Source organism: Crossiella sp. CA198, assembly GCF_052078295.1.
Lineage (GTDB): Bacteria > Actinomycetota > Actinomycetes > Mycobacteriales > Pseudonocardiaceae > Crossiella.
The window spans coordinates 1-18974 of the sequence record NZ_JBQJIM010000058.1; the positions used below are offsets into that span (position 1 = coordinate 1).

General features: G+C 69.4%; 12 protein-coding genes. 2 read left to right on the top strand and 10 right to left on the bottom strand.

Annotation, left to right across the window (positions count from 1 at the left end; all coding sequences use genetic code 11):
• Positions 1 to 292: 292 nt before the first annotated feature.
• The 4 genes from ACTOWY_RS44215 to ACTOWY_RS44230 all read right to left on the bottom strand — a co-directional run bounded on the left by ACTOWY_RS44215 (position 293) and on the right by ACTOWY_RS44230 (position 9422).
• The gene (locus ACTOWY_RS44215) at positions 293 to 1732 is read right to left on the bottom strand and encodes an NDP-hexose 2,3-dehydratase family protein (protein WP_441315593.1); all 1440 of its coding nucleotides are present in this window, start codon (positions 1730 to 1732) and stop codon (positions 293 to 295) included.
• A gap of 94 nt (positions 1733 to 1826) precedes the next feature.
• Positions 1827 to 3674, bottom strand: coding sequence for an asparagine synthase (glutamine-hydrolyzing) (asnB, locus tag ACTOWY_RS44220; RefSeq protein WP_441315594.1), 1848 nt, complete (start codon positions 3672 to 3674; stop codon positions 1827 to 1829).
• A 306-nt stretch (positions 3675 to 3980) separates the two neighbouring features.
• Positions 3981 to 6818, bottom strand: a complete 2838-nt coding sequence (locus tag ACTOWY_RS44225) for an AAA family ATPase (RefSeq protein WP_441315595.1) — start codon at positions 6816 to 6818, stop codon at positions 3981 to 3983.
• Positions 6819 to 9422 (bottom strand): AAA family ATPase, encoded by a 2604-nt coding sequence (locus ACTOWY_RS44230; RefSeq protein WP_441315596.1) that lies wholly within the window; start codon positions 9420 to 9422, stop codon positions 6819 to 6821. It abuts the gene before it with no gap.
• A 517-nt stretch (positions 9423 to 9939) separates the two neighbouring features.
• On the opposite strand from ACTOWY_RS44230, the gene ACTOWY_RS44235 reads away from it, so the two are divergent.
• Positions 9940 to 10971 (top strand): GDP-mannose 4,6-dehydratase, encoded by a 1032-nt coding sequence (locus tag ACTOWY_RS44235; protein WP_185005860.1) that lies wholly within the window; start codon positions 9940 to 9942, stop codon positions 10969 to 10971.
• A gap of 135 nt (positions 10972 to 11106) precedes the next feature.
• Here the strand turns inward: ACTOWY_RS44235 and ACTOWY_RS44240 are convergent, their stop codons facing one another.
• The 4 genes from ACTOWY_RS44240 to ACTOWY_RS44255 all read right to left on the bottom strand — a co-directional run bounded on the left by ACTOWY_RS44240 (position 11107) and on the right by ACTOWY_RS44255 (position 16216).
• Positions 11107 to 11313, bottom strand: a complete 207-nt coding sequence (locus ACTOWY_RS44240; protein ID WP_185005861.1) for a DUF5988 family protein — start codon at positions 11311 to 11313, stop codon at positions 11107 to 11109.
• 116 nt (positions 11314 to 11429) lie between these two features.
• The gene (locus ACTOWY_RS44245) at positions 11430 to 12122 is read right to left on the bottom strand and encodes a thioesterase II family protein (RefSeq protein WP_441315602.1); all 693 of its coding nucleotides are present in this window, start codon (positions 12120 to 12122) and stop codon (positions 11430 to 11432) included.
• Positions 12123 to 12332: 210 nt separating this feature from the next.
• On the bottom strand, positions 12333 to 13019 hold the full coding sequence (locus ACTOWY_RS44250) for a PAS domain-containing protein (protein ID WP_441315597.1): 687 nt from the start codon (positions 13017 to 13019) through the stop codon (positions 12333 to 12335).
• Between the two features lie 698 nt (positions 13020 to 13717).
• Positions 13718 to 16216 (bottom strand): alpha-L-fucosidase, encoded by a 2499-nt coding sequence (locus tag ACTOWY_RS44255; RefSeq protein WP_441315598.1) that lies wholly within the window; start codon positions 16214 to 16216, stop codon positions 13718 to 13720.
• 223 nt (positions 16217 to 16439) lie between these two features.
• On the opposite strand from ACTOWY_RS44255, the gene ACTOWY_RS44260 reads away from it, so the two are divergent.
• Entirely contained in the window at positions 16440 to 17609 is a 1170-nt protein-coding gene (locus ACTOWY_RS44260; RefSeq protein WP_441315599.1) for a hypothetical protein, read from the top strand.
• A 61-nt stretch (positions 17610 to 17670) separates the two neighbouring features.
• Here the strand turns inward: ACTOWY_RS44260 and ACTOWY_RS44265 are convergent, their stop codons facing one another.
• Together ACTOWY_RS44265 and ACTOWY_RS44270 are read right to left on the bottom strand one after the other, a co-directional pair.
• Positions 17671 to 18324: a fasciclin domain-containing protein gene (locus ACTOWY_RS44265; RefSeq protein WP_441315600.1), complete on the bottom strand. Its 654-nt coding sequence runs from the start codon at positions 18322 to 18324 to the stop codon at positions 17671 to 17673.
• 165 nt (positions 18325 to 18489) lie between these two features.
• Positions 18490 to 18840 (bottom strand): hypothetical protein, encoded by a 351-nt coding sequence (locus ACTOWY_RS44270; RefSeq protein ID WP_441315601.1) that lies wholly within the window; start codon positions 18838 to 18840, stop codon positions 18490 to 18492.
• Between the last annotated feature and the right edge of the window lie 134 nt (positions 18841 to 18974).

The window sequence follows — 18974 nt, forward strand, 5'->3', positions numbered from 1 at the left end:
TGGACAACCTCGGCTTTCAGCTCTGCCGAGTATCTCTGCGCCTTCTTTGCCACGTCTCGTTCCCTCCGGACTCTCCGTCAATTCTACTTGGAGACGTGTCCGGAAAACTCGGGGCACCTCATACGCCCCGTTGGCCCAACTCGTACGCTCGGTTGGGCAAACTCGTCCGCCCGCCCACTTGGCCCAACTCGCACGCCCACTTGGGCCAAGTTGGCGTCCCACTTGGGCCAACTCGACGTCCATTTCGGCCAACTCGGTGTCCACTTCGGCCAACACGGCGGGTGGGTGGGGGTTAGCGGAGGCCGCGGAGGCAGGCGAAGAGGCTGCGGGCCTCGACGTTGACGTAGCGGCTGTGCTGGAGCAGGCCGTTGATCTGGTGCAGGGTCAGCCAGCGGTAGTCCGGCAGCTCCTCGCCGCCGAAGTCCGGCGGCACCTCCACGATCACGTACCGGTTGCGCGCGTGGTAGAACCGCCCGCCCTCCTCCGACAGCACCGTGTCGAAGAGCACCCGCCGCGGATCCGCCTTGAGCACGTAGTCCAGGAACGGCGGCTGCGCGTCTTCCATCCCCAGCTTGGTGTAGGTGTCCGGGCTGCACTGCACAGTGGAGGCCAGCTCCACCACATCCAGATACCCGGGCTCGACCCGCGCGTTCACCAGCGCGTGCAGCACCCCGTCCACGTTCTTCACCAGCAGCGCCACCATCCCCAGCCCGTGCGGCTGGATCAACGGCTGCGTCCACCCGGACACCTCGCGGCTGTTCGTCTTGACCCGCACCGCCACCACGCTGAAGTACGCGCCGCTCTCATGCTGGATCTCGTGACTGGTCCGCCGCCAGTGCTCCACCGAACGCAACGGGATCAGCTCAGTGCTCAGCTGCGTGTCGGAATGCCGCGAGGTGATCCAGCTCAGCACCTCCGCAGGCGAGAACATGCTGCCCGCGTAGGGATCGCAGGAGCGAGCGATGGCTTCCGCCAGTCCGTCGCCGACCGTGTCATTGCCGCCCTCGAAGCCGGAAGGCATGCAGGACAACACGGTGCGCGCGTCCATGTTCACGAAGTCGTCCACCGCGAGCAGCTGGTTGAGCTGGCCCAGGGTGACCCAGGCGAAGTCGTCGAGCACCTCGACGTCCTCGTCCACCTCCACGATCATGTTCCGGTTCCGCTTGCGGTAGAACCAGGAACCCTGCTCGGACTGCAACACATCGGCCAGCACGCGGTGCCGGGCGAAGTCGCGGAAGTAGTCCAGGTACGGCACGGACGCGCCGCCGTGTGCCTTGGTGTAGTTGCTCCTGGTGGCCTGCACGGTCGGGGACAGCTGCACGCCGTTGACGTTGCCCGGCTCGGCCTTGGCCTGCATCAGGCAGTGCAGCACCCCGTCGATCTCCTTGACCAGGATGCCCAGGATGCCGATCTCGGGCTGGTTGATGATCGGCTGGGTCCAGGTCGGGATCGGGCCGGAGTTGGTCTCCACCTTCAGTCCGCACACGCTGAAGAACCGGCCGGTGTCGTGCCCCAGGTCGCCGGTGTCGGGGTTGAAGGCCCAGCGGTCCAGCTCGTCGAAGGCGATCAGCTCGGCCTCGTGGGTCTGCACCAGTCCACGCTCGAACACCCAGTCACGCACATCGGCCGGAGAGGAGGCGGTACCCGCCACCTCACCGGCCGAGCGCGCCAGCCGATGGCGCAGGATCTGGTCTGGCTTGCGGAGTGCCGGGGTCCCGGTTCCACTGCTCATAACGGCTCCTCGCGCCATCGGCTGCTTCCCTACTGCCGTTGGTACACGTGCGGGTGTAGGGACTTCCCCAGAGTTCCCCGCACGGGCCCGGTGATCAGCTCAGATCAAGCCGCGGCCGGTAGATGTCGAGCCAGGTGGCGACGTCGATGGCGCGGTCCAGGTTCTCCCGCACCACCTCCGGCATGCCCACCGGATCCAGCGCCACCGTCTCCTCCATCCACTTCCGGTTCATGATCGAGAACACCGGGTGGTTGTCGGCGGCGAGGAACTCCTTGGCCATCCGCTGCAACTCCGCGGCGTAGCGCGGGTCCTGGGTGGCCGGGTACGGGCTCTTGACCCGCTCGGCCACGCTGGCGGGCAGCAGCGGGCCGGTGGCCGCGCGCAGCAGGCTCTTCTCCCGGCCGTCGAAGGTCATCATCTCCCACGGCACGTTGTAGACGTACTCGACCAGGCGGTGATCGCAGAAGGGCACCCGCACCTCCAGCCCGGTCGCCATGCTGATCCGGTCCTTGCGGTCCAGCAGCAGCGGCAGGAACCGGGTCAGGTGCAGGTACTTGAGCACCCGGGTGGCGTGCTCCTCGTCGGACTCGCCGTCGAGCCGGTCCACCTCGGCGACCGCGACCTGGTACTGGTCCTGGATGTAGGTCTCCATGTCCAGCGCCGCGGAGAGATCGTCGTTGAGGACCTCGTCGACCTCGGCCTCCTCCAGCATCTCCACCAGCGGCACCATCCACGGGAAGATCTCGGCCTCGCGGATGGACGGCACGTGGAACCACGGGTAGCCGGCGAAGACCTCGTCCGCGCCCTCACCGGAGAGCGCCACCGTGGAACGTTCCTTGATCGCCTTGAACAGCAGGTACAGCGAGACGTCCACATCGGCGATGCCGATCGGGAAACCGCGGGCGGCCACCACCGAGGAGCGGGTCTCCGGGTCGAGCATGGCGTCCGGGGACAGCACGATGGCCTGGTGCTCGGCGTTGACGTGCTCGGCCACCGCCTGGGCATACGGCGCGTCCGGGGTGCCGCGCATGGCCTCGGGCTGGAAGTTCTCGGTCAGCCCGGTGAAGTCCACGGTGAAGCTGCGGGCCCGCTCGCCCTGCCCGGCCAGTTCGCGCGCGGCCACCGCGGTCAGCGAGCTGGAGTCCAGGCCGCCGGAGAGCAGCACGCACCGCGGCACGTCGGCGACCAGCTGGTCCCTGGTGATCTCGCTGATCAGGTCGTGGATCTCGGCGATGGTGGTCGCCAGATCCGCGGTGTGCTCGCGCGGGGTGAGCCGCCAGTAGATCCGGTCCCGCTGCCCATCGCGGTCGAACTCGACCAGCCCGCCCGGCCGGACCTCGTGCATGCCGGTCCACACGCCGTGCCCCGGCGTCTTGCAGGCGCCGAACATCTCGCGCAGGCCCACCAGGTTGAGCACCGCCTCGGCGTCGGGGTGCGCCAGGATCGCCCTGGGCTCGGAGCCGAAGAGCACCCCGTCCTCGGTCGGGTAGAAGTACAGCGGTTTGATGCCCAGCCGGTCGCGGATCAGGACCAGCTTGTCCACCCGGCCGTCCCAGATCGCGAAGGCGTACATGCCGTGCAGCTTCTCGGCGAAGTCGGCGCCCCACTCCAGGTAGCCGCGCAGCACCACCTCGGTGTCGCTGGTGGTGCCGAACTCGTGGCCGAGCGCGCGTAATTCCTCGCGCAGCACGGCGAAGTTGTAGACCTCGCCGCTGTAGGTCAGCGCGATCTCACCCTCGGGGGTGTCCAGGGTCATCGGCTGCACGCCGCCGGCCAGGTCGATGATCGCCAGCCTGCGATGGCCGAGGGCGATGTGCTCGCGCACCCACCCGCCACCGTCATCGGGTCCGCGACACCACATCGTGTCGGTCATCGCGTCCAGGACCGCCCGGTCCTGATTCAGGTCACGGTTGAACGCGAGCCAACCGGTAATTCCGCACATGTGGGGGCCTCCACCACGCTCGAAATCAAGAAAACCATTCAGTTGAAATGGCATCGGCGGTGATTCCGGTCAGGACGGCGGGCCCGCACCGGCACAACACCGCTCAATGAGCATCCGGGCGGCGTTCCGGCAGCTCAGAGAGCGCTCACAGCACAGCCCCAACCGGACGCTGGCGGCTGCATCAGCTGCGTTGTTACCCGGACCGAGGTAGGGACTTCACCAGTGTTGGCGTAGTGGTACTGACCGGAGAAAGTGCGCGCCGCGCAAGGCAACCGCCCGGCCGGTAGGTCGGCCGGGCGGTGCGGGTCAGACTGATCGACTGCCGGAGACCGCGGCCGGCGCGCCCAGCGCCTCGGCCAGCTGGACCCGGCGCTCGATGCCCAATTTGCGGTATGAGCTGGTCAAATGCTTCTCCACGGCCCGCCTGCTGATCTCCAGCCGACCGGCGATCTCGTGGTTGCCCAGACCCCGCGCGGCCAGCTCGGCCACGGTGGCCTCGGTGGGGGTCAACCGGGTGGCCGGGGCCGGAACCGACGGGCTGTCAAGGGAAACGGCGCTCTGGCCGGTACTCGCCATCATGCCCTCCTCGGCCCCGCCGCGGCCCTCCATCAACTGCTCGGCGAGCTGCCCGGCGTGCGCCAGCACCCGCTCCCCCTCGGCGGGCGAGGTTTTCTGAAGGCGCTTTCCCAACCGCTTCAGCGTCCAGGCCAATTCGGTCTTGTTTCCGGCCTGCCGGAACAGTTCCACGGCCTGGCGGAGGTGTTCGAGACCGCGCGCGCCGGGGGTGAGAATGCCGAGCAGGTGGCTGCCGCGGGCGATGCCGTTGGGCGATCCCCAGGCCAGGGCCCGGCGCTGGTGTTCCTCGGCCAGCGCGACGGCCTCGGCCTGCTGGCCGACCCGGTGGTGCAGGGCGGCGGCCATGCACTGCCAGGGCAGCACGGCCTGGTTGCGCCAGCCCGCCCGATCCAGGAGGTTGCCGCCGTCGAGGATCTGGGCCAGCGCGGCCTCGTGGTCCCCGGCGGCTTCGGCCAGCAGGGCGCGCATGGTGCGGCGCAGCGCGTACATCCGCAGGTCGGTCTCGGAGCCGGTGATCTCCAGTGCCCGCCGGGCCAGGTCCACATCGCGGGTCACCATGGCCACCGCGCCCAGGGCCACCGCGGAGGAGACGATCATCTCCTGGGTGTCCCCGCCGACCAGGTCCACCGCGTGCAGCGCGGCCTCCTTGGCCCTGGCCACCTGCCCTCGCCCGAGCAGGGTCATGCTGCACTGGGCCTGCACCAGGGACTGGAAGGCGGCAGGCGAGGGCTGGCGGGCGTGCGCGAGCACCGCGTCCAGCCAGGAGGCGGCGGCATCGCCCTGGTCGGCGGCCAGCAGCACCGCGGGCAGGATCTGCATGAAGGAGCCGATCTGCACCGAGTTGGCCGGCACCCTGGCCACGATCTGCCGGGCCATCCTGGCCACCTCGGTGCTGGGCACCTCCCCGGTCAGCGTGACCGCCTCCAGCAGCACCACCCGCAGTTCCTGTTCGGCGGGGCAGGCGCGACCGGCGTCGAAACCCAGTTCGCGCAACCGCTCCCCCGCGGTGGCCACCAGCTTGCGGTCGGGCATGCCGGCCTGCCGCCAGCGGGCTTCCAGCCGCAGCGCCACGTCCAGGTCGTGCCCGCTGAGCCCGTCGGTCGGGCCGATCTTGTCCCGGACGTCCTTGAGCAGCGCGGCCAGCTGCGGGTCGTAGCCGGAGACCCGCAGCGGCATCCAGGACAGCGCCTCGGCCCGGCTGCGGTGATCCGGCAGCAGCCGGGCGGCCTGCACCAGATGCTGTTTGGCCGCGGCCGGCCAGGCGTCGAGTTCGGTGGCGGCCAGTTCGACCAGCAGTTCGGCCCGGCGGCCGTCCTCGGGCGGGGAGTCCAGCAGCGCGCGCCGGAAGTAGCGCACCGCGATCTCCGGGGCGCCGCGCCTGCGCGCGGAGACCGCGGCGGCCTTGAGCAGGTCCAGGCCGCGCCGGTCGTGCATGCCGTCGACCTGCACCAGCTGGGCGGCGACCTCCTCCGGTCCGGCCCCGCATTCGGCCAGGTGATCGGCTGCCGCGCGGTGCAGCCGGGAACTCTCCGCGGAGCCGATGAACTCCGAGACCACCTTGGTCAGCGCCGCGGTGGGCACCACCCGGCCGTCGATCTCATCCAGCGCGCCGCCGACCCGGCGCAGCACGCTCTTGGCGGTGCGGCATTCGGCCGGGGTCAGCTCGCTGAGCCGGGCCAGCAGCACCTCGTTGGCCTGTTCGGCCAGGATCACGGTGGCGATGGCGAAGGCGGAGACCACCCGGTCCCGGCGCAGCAACGCCCGCAACTGCTCCCGCCGCAACGCCCCTGCCAGTTCGCGCACCCGGGGCACCTCGGTGAACTGCCCGCGCAGCCGCTGGTGCACGGCCCGGTCCAGCAAGGCCAGCAGCGCCTTGGGCGAACCACCGGTGACCTCGTAGCAGACCTCGGCGAAGGCCGGATCGCAGTCTGGGCCGAACCGTTGCGCCACCAGGGCCGCGGTGGTGCCGGAGGTGAAGGCCGCCGCTTCCAGGCGGTAGCCGGTCACGTCCAGGATCTCCTGGATCAGCAGCGCACGTTCGCTCACCGCGTCCGGCGTGGTCACCGCGATCAGCAGCCGGGCGCCGTGCAGCCGGGAGGACAGGAAGGCCAGCGCGCGCAGCGAGGCCTCGTCCACCCAGTGCAGGTCGTCGATCACGACCACCACGGTCTGGGTGGCGCTGAGCCGTTTGAGGGTGGCGTGCAGGCCGTGCACGAAACAGCCCAGCGAGCCGGGTCCGAACTCGCTGGTCTGGTCCAGGCCACCGCCTTCCAGGATCGCGGCCAGCATGCCGCGCGGGGTGTTCTCGGCCTCGATCCCGCCGTAGACCAGCGGGGTGACCAGCTGCCGGACCACGCCGATGGGCAGGTCCCGTTCGGACTCCGCGCCGCTGGCCCGCAGCACCAGCGCGCCCTCGGCCGCGGCCAGCTCGACCAGTGCCCTGGCCAGTGCGGTGCGCCCGGCGCCGGCCGGGCCGCCGATGTGCAGCAGCGCGCCGCGCCCGGAGGCCACCTCGCGCACCGCCTCGCGCATCCGCCGGAGTTCGGGGCCGCGCTCCCGCAACGTCATTCAGCACCCGCCCGCGGTCGGTCCCACCCTGGCGAGCAGTTCGTCCCGCCCACGCACACCCAGCTTGCGGTAGACCTTGGTCAGCCGCAGCTCGATCGTTCGCCTGGTCACGCCGAGTCGCGCCGCGGCCTCGCCGTTGGCCGCGCCGCCGACCACCAGGCCGACCACCTCGCGTTCCACCGGGGTCAGCGCGGCGAGCAGGTCCAGCGGCAGCCCGATCGGCACCGAGGCGGCCACCGGCTCGGGCCGGCGCGGCGGCGGCTGGTCCGGGAGGTCGGGGATTTCCACGCCGATGGCCCGGAATCCGGCCAGTGAGCGCTCCTCCGGGATGTCCAGCGCCTCCCCGCAGCCCCACCGCTCCAGCACCGCGTGCTCCTCGGCTCGCAGCACCAGCGCGCGCTCGGTGTCGCCGAGCAGCTGGTGGGCCAGGGAGGCGCCGAAACGCCAGGGCAGCAGCACCGGGTTGCGCCAGCCGCGGCTGAGCAGCACCCGCCCGCACTCCTCGAAGAGCACCAGTGCCCGCTCGGGCTGCCCGGCGACCAGGCGGACCTCGGCGCGGGCGTAGAGCAGCAGGCTCCAGCCCACGCCCCGGTCGGCCAGCTGCGCGTCCGGCCGCCCGGCCAGTTTGCGCGCCTCGTCGAGGCGTCCGCTGCGGATCAGCGCCATGATCTCGGCCGAGGCCACCCGGGAGGCCAGCGCCGGATGCCAGGAGGTCAGCGGCAGTTCGCGTTTGGCCGCCTCGATCACGGCGAGGGCCTGTTCGGGGTCGCCGCGGCGCAGGATGATGCCGGACTGGCCGAGCATGGCCTGGGCCGCCGCCGCCCGCGCACCCCGCCTGCGGGCGTCGTGCGCGAGGGTCTCGTACCCGGCTGCGGATTCCGCCACCGCGTCCGCGCACAGCAGCGCCCGCGCGGCGGCGAAGCGGCACATCAGCGGCGCGCCGTCGCCCTCGGCCAGCACCAGCCGGGCCAGTTCCAGCACCCGCGGCCGGTCCTCGGCCCTGGTGGCCAGCTGCCAGGCCAGCACGGCCGCCTCGGCCGCGTCCACCGGGGTGCGGGCGGGCGAGGGCAGCACGGTGGCCGGGGTCTCCAGGTCCGGGCCTGCCTCGTCCTGGGCCAGCCAGCCCAGTGCGCCCAGCGGGGAGAGTTCGGTGGCGGTGCGGGTGCGCGCGGATTCGCGGTAGGCGTCGGAGACCAGTCGCCGGGTGGTTTCCGCGTCGCCGCGGGAGAGCAGCAGGTCGGCGGCCTCGACCACCGAGTCCCAGGAGCCGGCGCCGTTGTGCAGCACCAGAATCTCGCGCAGCCTGCCGTCACTGGCCTCGGGCTGGTCCACCACTTCCAGCCCGGCCAGCCGGATGAGCAGCCGGGAGCGCACCGGATCGGTCATCGGCTCGCGCAGTGCCCGGCGCAACGCGGTGATCGCCGCGTCCCGCTTGCCCTCGCGCAGCAGACAGGCGGCCGCGGCGGCGAAGACCTCGCCGGCCCACTGCTGCCCGGCGACCGGCACGCCACCGAGCAACTCGGCGACTGTGAGCGCTCCCATTTCGAGTACACGGCCCAGTTCGGCCGCCCGCATGCTCAGGGCGGCCCGGTCCGCGGCGTCCCGGCCGGCGAAGGCGTCCACCGCGAAGCCGGGGCAGGCCAGCCGGGGTGCGGTGCTGCCGACCACCAGCCCGGCCTCGCTCAGCGCGCCGAGCGCGGCCAGTTCGCCAGCCCGTTCCAGCGCGGTGACCATGGCCAGGCCGAACCGTCCGCCACCGGCGGCCATGGTGCGCAGCAACGCGGCCGCCTCCACGGGCAGGGTGCGCACCACCCTGGCCACCCGCTCGGTCCAGTCCGCCCGCGCGACCTCGTACACCTCGGTCAGCTTGGCCGGGATCAGTGGCAGATCAGCGGAATTGAAGTGCCGGGCCACCGCGGCGAGCACCGCGGGCCTGCCCATCGAGGCCTGGGTGGCCGCCCTGGCCACCTCTTCCTCCACCGGCCTGCCGGTCAGCTCCGCCAGCAGCTCCTGGGCTTCCGGCACGGCCAGCGCGCGCAACCGCAGCTGGGTGGGCACGCCGGCGGGGGTGGCCGAGCAGTCCGCGCCCACCACCCGCACCAGCGGGCCGTGCGCGGAGCCCAGCAACATGATCGGGTGCTCGCGCACCTGCTGGGCCATCTCGGCGAACCAGCGCAACGACCAGCGATCGGCCCAGTGCAGGTCGTCCACGGCGATCAGCAGCGGCCGCCGGGCCGCCAGCGCGGTGAACTCCCGGCACAGCAACGCGTTGAGGTCGGTCGGATTGGGCGCCTGCTCGCAGGAGACCGCCAGGTCCGCGATCCGTCCCGGGGGGAGCAGATCGGAGAGCAGCCGGGTCACCACCGAATACGGAATGGCCGATTCGGAGGGGGCGCACGGCGCGAAGGACACGCCAAGGCCCAGCGACTGCGCCCGCGACACGGTGTGCCGCAACACGAACGACCGGCCCGAACCTACCGGACCGCTGACACCCACGATCTGGGACTGACCCTCACCCAACCCCTCGACCAGCTCATCCAGCACACCGACCACCGATGTGTCACGTGCTGACTCGTCCCCGACGACGAGGTGGACAAGGCTCATGACGACCCCTATCCGGGTTCTCCAACCGACAGAAGGCAAGCCCCACCCAGCTCCAGCCACAATTCGTGACCAGCGGCCGACACATCCGCATCCCTTGAACCCGCTGCCCTTACTACGGTTTGGAGTTCGCACTCTCCATCACCGCTCACGGCCAGAAAAGCCCCATATCAAGTATGTTGAAGGGGTTCCTGGGGTTCTCCACAAAATTTGAGCTTCACTTGATCCTGGTGACTGGTCGTTTCACGGTCGCCATCCCCGTGTAACCCACTCCAGAACTGAGTTACTGGCCAGTTCTCGCCATCCCCAGGACCATCTTCCCCGCGACGCACGGCCCGGTGACAACCCGACACCGGGCCGTGCGTCGCCCCGTGGGAACTGCCCGTTCAAGATCGACAACACCCCATCATCTAGACGTTTCCTTGTGCTGAGGCGGTTTCACTGAGGCGAAGAGCGGGTGAGTCATCCTGTAGTTGGTCCACTCGCGACACCGCACTTGCACCGGCATCAAGGAGACCATGTGCGTAGGCGAGCGCTGATCACTGGAATCACGGGACAGGATGGCTCCTACCTGGCCGAACACCTCCTCGAGCAGGGGTACCAGGTCTGGGGGCTCATCCGCGGGCAGGCCAACCCACGCAAGTCGCGGGTGAGCAGGCTGGTCAAGGATCTGTCCTTTGTGGACGGAGACCTGCTGGATCAGGGCAGCCTGATCTCGGCGGTGGACATGGTCCAGCCGGACGAGGTCTACAACCTGGGCGCGATCTCCTTCGTGCCGCTGTCCTGGCAGCAGGCGGAACTGACCACCGAGGTCAACGGCATGGGCGTGCTGCGCATGCTGGAGGCCATCCGGCTGGTCTGCGGCCTGGACAAGTCACGGGCCGGCGGCAACGACACGATCCGCTTCTACCAGGCATCCTCCTCGGAGATGTTCGGCATGGTGGCCGAGACCCCGCAGCGGGAGACCACCATCTTCCACCCGCGCAGCCCGTACGGCGTGGCCAAGACCTACGGCCACTTCATCACCAAGAACTACCGCGAGTCCTTCGGCATGTACGGGGTCTCCGGCATCCTGTTCAACCACGAGTCCCCGCGCCGCGGCGCCGAGTTCGTGACCCGCAAGATCTCCCTCGCGGTCGCCCAGATCAAGCTGGGCCTGCAGAAGGAACTGCGCCTTGGCAACCTGGACGCGGTGCGCGACTGGGGCTTCGCCGGGGACTACGTGCGGGCCATGCACCTGATGCTGCAACAGGAGGAGCCCACCGACTACGTCATCGGCACCGGCCGGATGCACTCGGTGCGCGATGCCGTGCGGATCGCCTTCGAGGCAGTCGACCTGGACTGGCGCGATTACGTGGTGATCGACCCGGAGCTGGTGCGCCCGGCCGAGGTCGAGACGCTGTGCGCGGACGCGAGCCGGGCCAAGCTGGAGCTGGGCTGGACGCCGAACGTGGACTTCACCGAGCTGATGAACATGATGGTGGAGTCGGACCTGCGCGAGGTCACCCGCACCAACCAGATCGAGGAACTGCTGCCCGCGGGCGGCTGGTAGGCGCTACTCAGACGGCCACGCGCCGGTCCGCGATCCCGCGGCCGGCGCGTTTCCACGTCCGGACCAGCCCAGCACCTGGGCGCACGAAAAGGCCGGTACGACGGGAGGTCGTACCGGCCAGGGGAAGCGCGAGGATCACTCGGCGATCTTCGTCCGTCCGCACCAGTTGTAAACGGGGAGGTTCTCCTCGCCCACGCTCTGGTTCTGCCCGTGATAGGCGAAGTGCTCGTAGCCGGCGCCAAAGGCGACCTTGATTTTCTGATCGAGCCGGTCCACATTCCGGACCGGTTCGATGAGGGACAGTTCGGCCGGTCCACCGGACAAGAAGATTCGGGTGCTCATCTCGTTTCCTCCTCTGGGCTGCCTTAACTGTGCGACCTGCGTCACTAGGAAAACCACTGAAGGATGCGGAGCCGGGCTCCGTGGCGACATTCCGCCGCGGTCGGACCCTGCCGGAGTCAGACCGTGCTGCGGCTGGCGCCCAGTGCCCGGCTGATCTCCGCCTGCACCGCGGCCTGGTGCTCGGTGAGGAAGAAGTGCCCGCCCGGATACACCTGGATCCGGCATTCGCCGTCGGTGTGCCCGCGCCAGGCCTCGGCCTCGGCGATCGTCGTCTTGGGGTCGTTGTCCCCGGTGAGCACTGTGATCGGACAGCTCACCCTGCGCCCGGGTTGTGCCCGGTAGGTCTCGATGGCGCGATAGTCGTTGCGCAGCGCGGGCAGGCTCATCCGGAGGATCTCCTCATCGGCGAGCACCGCGCCGTCAGTGCCGTTCAGGGTGGCCATCTCGGCGATGATCGCGTCGTCTCCGCGCCGGTGGGTGCTCTCCTCGCGAACCGAGGACGGCGCCCGGCGCCCGGAGGCGATCAGTTCGAGCGGGGGTCGCCCGCCGTTCTGCTCCAGCCGCCAGGCGAGTTCGAAGCCGATAGTGGCGCCCATGCTGTGCCCGAACAGCACGGTCGGCTTCGGGGTGAGTGCGGCCAGTTCGGCCGCGATGTGCTCGGCGAGCTTCTCGATATCGGCGATTCCCGGATCACGGAGCCGATCCTGCCTGCCGGGGTACTGAATCGCGACCACATCCACCGCCGGCGCGAGGTTTCGCGAAACCGGGTAGTAGAAGCTGGCCGATCCGCCGGCGTGCGGCAAGCACACCAGCCTGGTGGCGCTCGCCGCCGAGGGATGGAAGCGCCTAATCCACTGCGTTGTCTCGGTGTCGGCTATCGCCACGGGCGTAGTTCCCTTCCTCAGACCCCACCATGACGACGACGTTCCCGGCTGCCCGCCGTGTGTCATCGCCGTACGCATTCATTGCTGAACTACGCAGAGCTGTTAATGTCACGCACACTCGGAGTGACTTGAGTTTTACTTGACATAGGCGGGGAGCACCCGGGGCGGCCACGAGCCGACGCCGAAGAGTCCCATTGAATACGCTTTCGAAACCAGCGCCGGACGGTTCTTCGCCTTCAACCGGCGCAACAGCGTCGTAACGTGGTATTCAACTCCGCCGCGGCTCAGGTGCAGCATCGAAGCCAGCTGCACGGTGGAAACACCGGCCGCGACACCCTCCAGAATCCGGGCGTCCATGTCGGTCAGGAGCTTGCGCCCCGATGACAGCATGTGACCGGTGCGGTCGGTCTGCTCCGGCCGCACGATGACCATGATGCGCTGCACCTTGCCGGCCTCGCCGACCACCGCCACCCCGGTCAGCTCACCGCTGAAGTCCGGCTCACCACTGCGCAGACCAGCGATTTGGCTGGAAAAACGCCCCTTCTGTCCGTCAAGAAGCCGGCCCAGTCCCTGCGTGACACTGTCCCGCACGCTGGGGTGAAGCAGCTCCACGAACGTTCGCCCACAGGCATCGGCAGCAGACCTGCCGAAGAGCCTAAGAAGCCTCGAATTTGCCTCAGTCACTCGCAGTGACGAATCCAGTGTCGCCACACAGATGCCCGACTGGTCGAAGAGAGATCGAACCAGTTCCTGTGCGTCATCCACCTTCCGTACCGCGCTAACCGAATCATGCATTGCCGCCGCTGCCACGTCCACACTCATCGGATGACCAGTCCTCCCGTTTAGAGATTGTGATCGAGCCCCCCCAAGGCACGTTCACCCAGTTGGGTTCCTCAACGGAATTGATCGTCTGGGTATGCCCCAAGACCTGTCAACGCGAGACTAACAGCCTGTCTTAAGACTGTGGTCCTCCGCACCTACAGGTTCGGACCGTGCGGACCCCCGCGCTGACCGGCGGAAATGCGGTGCGGTGGCCGCACACTGACACCCGCAACCACCCCATTCAGGCGAAACTGTCACCGTAGGCAATTGGCGATTACCGGGAGTCACCATCAAATCAATCTCAAGTTTGGCAGATGACGGCCATTGTTATACGGAGAACTACATTTCTTGTCATCCAGCCCGAGAGCAGCGCCGTCAACACGTGTAGACGAAGCATGGCGTACTCCGATCCGACTAAATCCCGGGGTAGTGCCATGACATCGAGCCTCTCGATTCAACGGTTGCCCGCCGGACTTCGTGGGTAGGTTCGAGGCGATTTCCCGTCGAGACTCCGGGAGCGGCTATGGACCCGCGGAACCACACGGCGAACACCCTCCGGTGCGCCCACCAGGCAGGTGTCCTCCCAGCGAGCGGCCCGGCTGTCCTCCGGGAGGACTACGCCGCGGCGGAGCCTGACCACGGAGACAGCTCGGCCGCCGCAACGGGTTCCCGTCCCGGCGGCCGAGGTCCGGGCCGGTTCAGCGTCCCCGCACCACCACTTCGGCCAGCGACAACGGATCGGTGGCCGAAGCCAGCTGCACCCGCACGTGCTGTCCGGCCCGGCCCGCCAGGCCGATTGCGCTAGGCCGCCCGGCCATCCCGGGCTGGTGCACCGTGAAAACCCCCGGTGTGGCGAGGGCATCGCGCAGCGAATCCGCGGTGATCGGCGCGGCCGAGACCAACACCCAGTAGTCGGAGAGCCGCCGCGCACAGCAATCAGTGCGGTTCCAGATCTCGATGGTCTCGATCCCCACCGGCCGGCCGAGGTCCACCTGCCACCACGCCTGATTGGCGGGTTCGGCGGTGTGCGAGGTGGAGTTGTCCCGGCTGAAGTCGCCGCCGGTATTGCCGTCCACCGCCCGCTCCGGCACCCCGCCCCAGCCCAGACTGACCTGTCTGGCGGCCTTGCCCCTGGCCTGATTCGGCAGCACCACCCGCACCGGACTGGCCAGCTCCAGCTCCCTGGCCACCCCGGTCACCACCGCCCGCACCTCTTCTATTGCGGGTGTGGCGTCCGCGGGCACGGTCACCGGCACCAGCACGGTCCGGGTCTGCCCCGGCGCCAGCCCGGCGAAGGGCACCGCCGCGCCCACCGTCCAGCCCGCGGGCACCCGCAGCGCCACCGCACCACTGACCTCCCGGGACCGCAGGTTGGTCACCAGCACCGGAATCTCGATCCGGCTGCCGATCTCCACCTGCGCGGGCGGTGCGGCCCAACCAACCACCCGGTCGGTAGGCGCGACCAATCCGCTCAACCGCGCCCCCAGCTCCTGACCCTGGTGCGCGGGTTCGGCCCTGGCAATGGTCACCGGCGTGACCTGGCGTGACCGCACGGTGAACGGGCCGATCGCGCCGCCGAGCAGCTGGGCCCCGGTCAGCACCCGGCTCTGCTCCCCCACGCTGACCCGGTACCGGGTGTCCGGTTCGGCGGTTCCGCGCAAGGTCACCGACACCGCGCCGGACCGCTCGCCACTGAGGTAGGCGGTCTGCCGCACGCTTGTCTGCCGGGTGCTGGGGTAACTGCCCTGGTCCGCATAGCTGTTGCCGCGCTCGAAATCACCCTCGCCCAGCACCCACGCGCCGTCCCGGCCCGCGGTCACCGCGTTCGCCGGGATGATCCGCAACTCCCCAGCCAGCTCCACCTTCAGCACCGGCAGCACCGGATCCCGTGGCGTGGCGGGCAACCGCACCACCAGGTCCTCGCCGTCCTGCCGCCAGTCCAGCCGGCCCGCGCCGTCCTCGCTGACCCGGCGCACCCGGGTGGCCAGACCGGGCAACCGCAGCTCACCGGTAGTGGGCCACCGCGTGACATGCAGGAACAGATCGTTCCCCTTGGCGGTGACCTCGCCCCACGGCTGCCCGCCGAACCGGGTCACCGACGCGCCCAGCACCGCCCCCGGGTGCCTGCCCAGCCAGGACCCGATGCCGCGCAACACCTCCGCCTCGAACTCCACCACCGACCCGTCCCCGCGCGGACCGATGTTGAGCAGGTAGTTCCCACCCCTGGCCCGCACACTGGTCAGCCCGACCACCAGATCGCGGATCTTGCCCGGCAGGTCCTCCCGCTTCTGCCAGCTCCGGTAACCCCAGGTCTCGTGGTAGATCGAGGCAGGCGTCTGCCAGGTGCCATCCAGTGGCACGGTCGGGATCTCGTTGTCCCCGAGCGTGCGGAAGTCCCCGGTGTTGTGCCAGATCCGGCTGTTGATCACCGCCCGCGGCCGCAGTTCCCGCACGATCCCGGCGAACCGCTGACTCTGCCGCACCGTCGGTGCGGACATGTCGAACCAGACCTCGGCGATCTCGCCGTAGCTGGTCATCAGCTCCCGCAACTGGGCCTCGATCACCGGCTCCATCGAGGCCGGGATCGGGTTGTTGTTCCCGCCGTCGAAGCTGTGCCCCTGATGCCAGTCGACCAGCGAGAAGTACACCCCGAACCCGAGTCCCTGGGCCCGGCAGGCATCGCCGAGCAGCTTGAGCGGGTCCTTCTTATAGGGCGTCGCGTCGACCACGTTGTAGCCGGTGGTGGCGGTGCCGAACATGGCGAAGCCGTCGTGGTGCTTGCTGGTGATCACCACGTACTTCATGCCCGCCTGCTTGGCCAGCGAACAGATCGCCGCCGGGTCGAACCTCGCCGGCTGGAACCGGGCGGCCACCTCCCGGTACTCGGCCTCGGAGATGTTGGCCCACATCTGGATCTGCTCGCTGTAGCCGCTGGTCACCGGCTGCCCGCGCCAGACCCCGCCGAGTTCGGAGTACACCCCCCAGTGGATGAACATGCCGAACTGCAGCCGTTGCCAGGCGGCGAGTTCCGGATCCGGGCTCAGCCCCACCACACCGGGCACACCCCGCACCGGCCGCTGTTGTTCCTCCGCCCCCGCCACCCCGGTCAGGCTCAGACCCAGTAACAGGGCGAGCAGCAGGCAGCACGATCTCCGCATCATCGGGTTCTCCTCGTTGAGCACCGACGGAACGTCCATACATCCGACCAAAGCTGCCCGAAAGTTACCTCCAGGCAGTCAGCAGCCACAACGGCCAGTCGATTCATTGGATGTCTGTGCCCGGTATTCACCAGCGTGATCGACCGCGCACTGCCGCCCACTGGGTTCCCGGCGTCTCCCTGGTACGCGGTGTCCGCAGCCGCACCCCGTCCCTAGCATCACCGCAGGCGCGGGAGTGGGGCCCGCCGGCGAGGGGGATGCCGTGCACCGGAACGTCCACAACCAGGCGACCAACAGCCAGAACGTGGTCATGGCAGGCGCCATCCACGACGGCGTGCACTTCTACCAGGGTTATCTGGACCGCCGGACCAGCCGGATGGCGATCGGCGCGCTGGTGTTCGGGCTGTGCGGATTCCTGCCGGTGTTCGTCCCGATCGCACTCACCTTCGCGATCATCGTGCTCACCCGGCTGGCCAGACTGGGCAACAGCACCGGCGACCAGTCCGGGAGCACTGCCTTCAGTCCACCCCACCCAGAAACCCAGCCACCGACCGCGCATCAACCCGGTGGCTCGCCGGGGTCCACACCGGGCTCGACGCACCCCGGCGGACCATCGATCGCCGCGCCGGGCTCAACAAACCCCGCCGCACCACCGATCCCCGCACCAGGCACCACGCACTCCGGCCGCCCCGCGACCCCCGTCCAGTTCAACCAACCCACGCCACCCCAACCAAATCCAGCTCCCGCGCCGTTTCCCAGCAGCCCCGCCGGGACCCACCCGGCGGACCTCTCGGCGCCCATCGCCGGGCCACCCGGTATGCCCGCGGGTGTACCGGGGCCGGTCGCCGGATTCGGCACCGGCGTGACGGCTGCGACCGGCGCGGCAGGCGCGGCGGCGGGCCTCGTCGGCATGGTCGCGGCGAGCAAGACCATCGCACTGGCGATGGCGCTACTGGGGCTGCTGTTCTCCCTGGTCTGGGGCGGGGTCTGGACCGCGGGCATCATCCACGTGACCAGCACCGCCGACGGCTGCGTGACCCCACCAGCCGGTCACGCCAACGCCTGCACGCTCAAACCGGGCGACTGCCTCATCCGGCCGTCACTCTCGACCGAAACGGTTTCCGTCCGGCTGACCAGCTGCACCGAACCACACGACGCCCAGGCGTTCGGCGCCTACAGCGGGGGCTCCGGGCCGTGGCCGGGCTGGAACGGATTCCTCGCGGGCACGAAGGCCAACTGCCCCGCCATCGCCCAGCGGAACGTGAACCTGGCCGCCCTGACCGAATCCGACCAGATCGGCTACCTGGCGCCGAACGAGGTGTCCTGGAACGAGGGCTACCGCAACGTGATCTGCATGGCCTACCACAGCGCCGGGAGCTGGACCAGTTCGATCCTGCAGCCCGGCGCGGACCTGTCCCTGCCAACCAGGTGACGCGACCGGCCGCCGGTGTCCACAATGGACTCCGACGGCCGGTCGCGTTGACAGCTGAGACCTACTTGGGCAGCAGCACCGAGTCGATCAGGTACACGGTCGCGTTCGCGGTGTGCACGCCACCGCAGATCACGTTGGCGTCATTGACCTTCAGCGCGTTCCCGGAGCCGGTGACCTTGACCGTGCCGGTCTGCACCGTCTTCTGGTCGCCCGCGATCTTGTCCGGCGCGATCTGGCCCGGCACCACGTGGTAGGTCAGGATCTTGGTCAGCAGCGCGTCATCGGTCTTGAGCTTCTCGATGGTCGCGGCGTCGATCTTGGCGAAAGCGGAGTCGACCGGGGCGAACACGGTGAACTCACTGCCGTTCAACGTCGAGACCAGGTTGACCTTCGGGTTCAGCTTGCCCGACACCGCCGCGACCAGGGTCTTGAGCAGCGGGTTGTTGCTGGCGGCCACCGCGACCGGGTCGGCCGACATCCCGGCCACGGAACCCGGGCCCTGCGGGACCTGCTGGGCGTAACCGGCGCAACCGGAGCCGACCAGGTCACGGGCGGGATCGGCCATCGCGCTGGAGGTGGGGGCGGCGCTGGAGGTGGCCGCGGCCGAGGTGGTGCCGGAACTGGCCGCCTGGTCACCGGAGCCGCAGGCGGCGGCGGACAGGGCCAGGGAGGCGACGCCCAGGGCGATGGCGGTGTGGCGGATGCCGCGGTTCATGACTGGCTGACTCCTGTGGTCTCGGATGCCTGCCCTGGCAAGGGCTTCATCCACGCGGTGTGTCCAGAGTGGACTCCGGACACCGAACGCCTCTTGTTCGGCCGCGGTTCGCCCCCGGATCGACCATCCGAGAGCCTGTGACCACTTCGTTACAATCCGTGCGACTCAGTCACCCTGCGCCCAGGCCGCCACTGGCAAGGAGAGGTAGACACCGAAGTCCGCCAGCCCGGTGGCGGCGGCGAGGTCGGCGTGTAGCCGGTCCACCCGGTCCTGACGGTCGGCGGCCCGGCTCTCGAACCACTTGGACCGCACCTCGATCACCACCGGCAGCCCACCGCGGTCCAGCGGGCCGAACGGCCGGAACCGGATGTCCACATCCCCCGGTTGCAGATCTCCGTCATAGGGCTCCTCCGGGCAGACCACGGCCAGCGACACCAGGTGCGGCAGCACCGAGCCGAGTTCCCGCAACACCGGTTCGCCGATCTCCGGCGCGTAAGTGACTTCCACAAGCGGCACCCCATCACCCTAAGCGGGTTGCCAGAAGTTGTGTCCGTAACTCGCGGGAGTTGACCTTCCCTCGAACGTGAAGAGCCCCGTCGGGTTGGATTGAGTTACCACACACAACCGACCCGACGAGGCCTCCTTCAGTA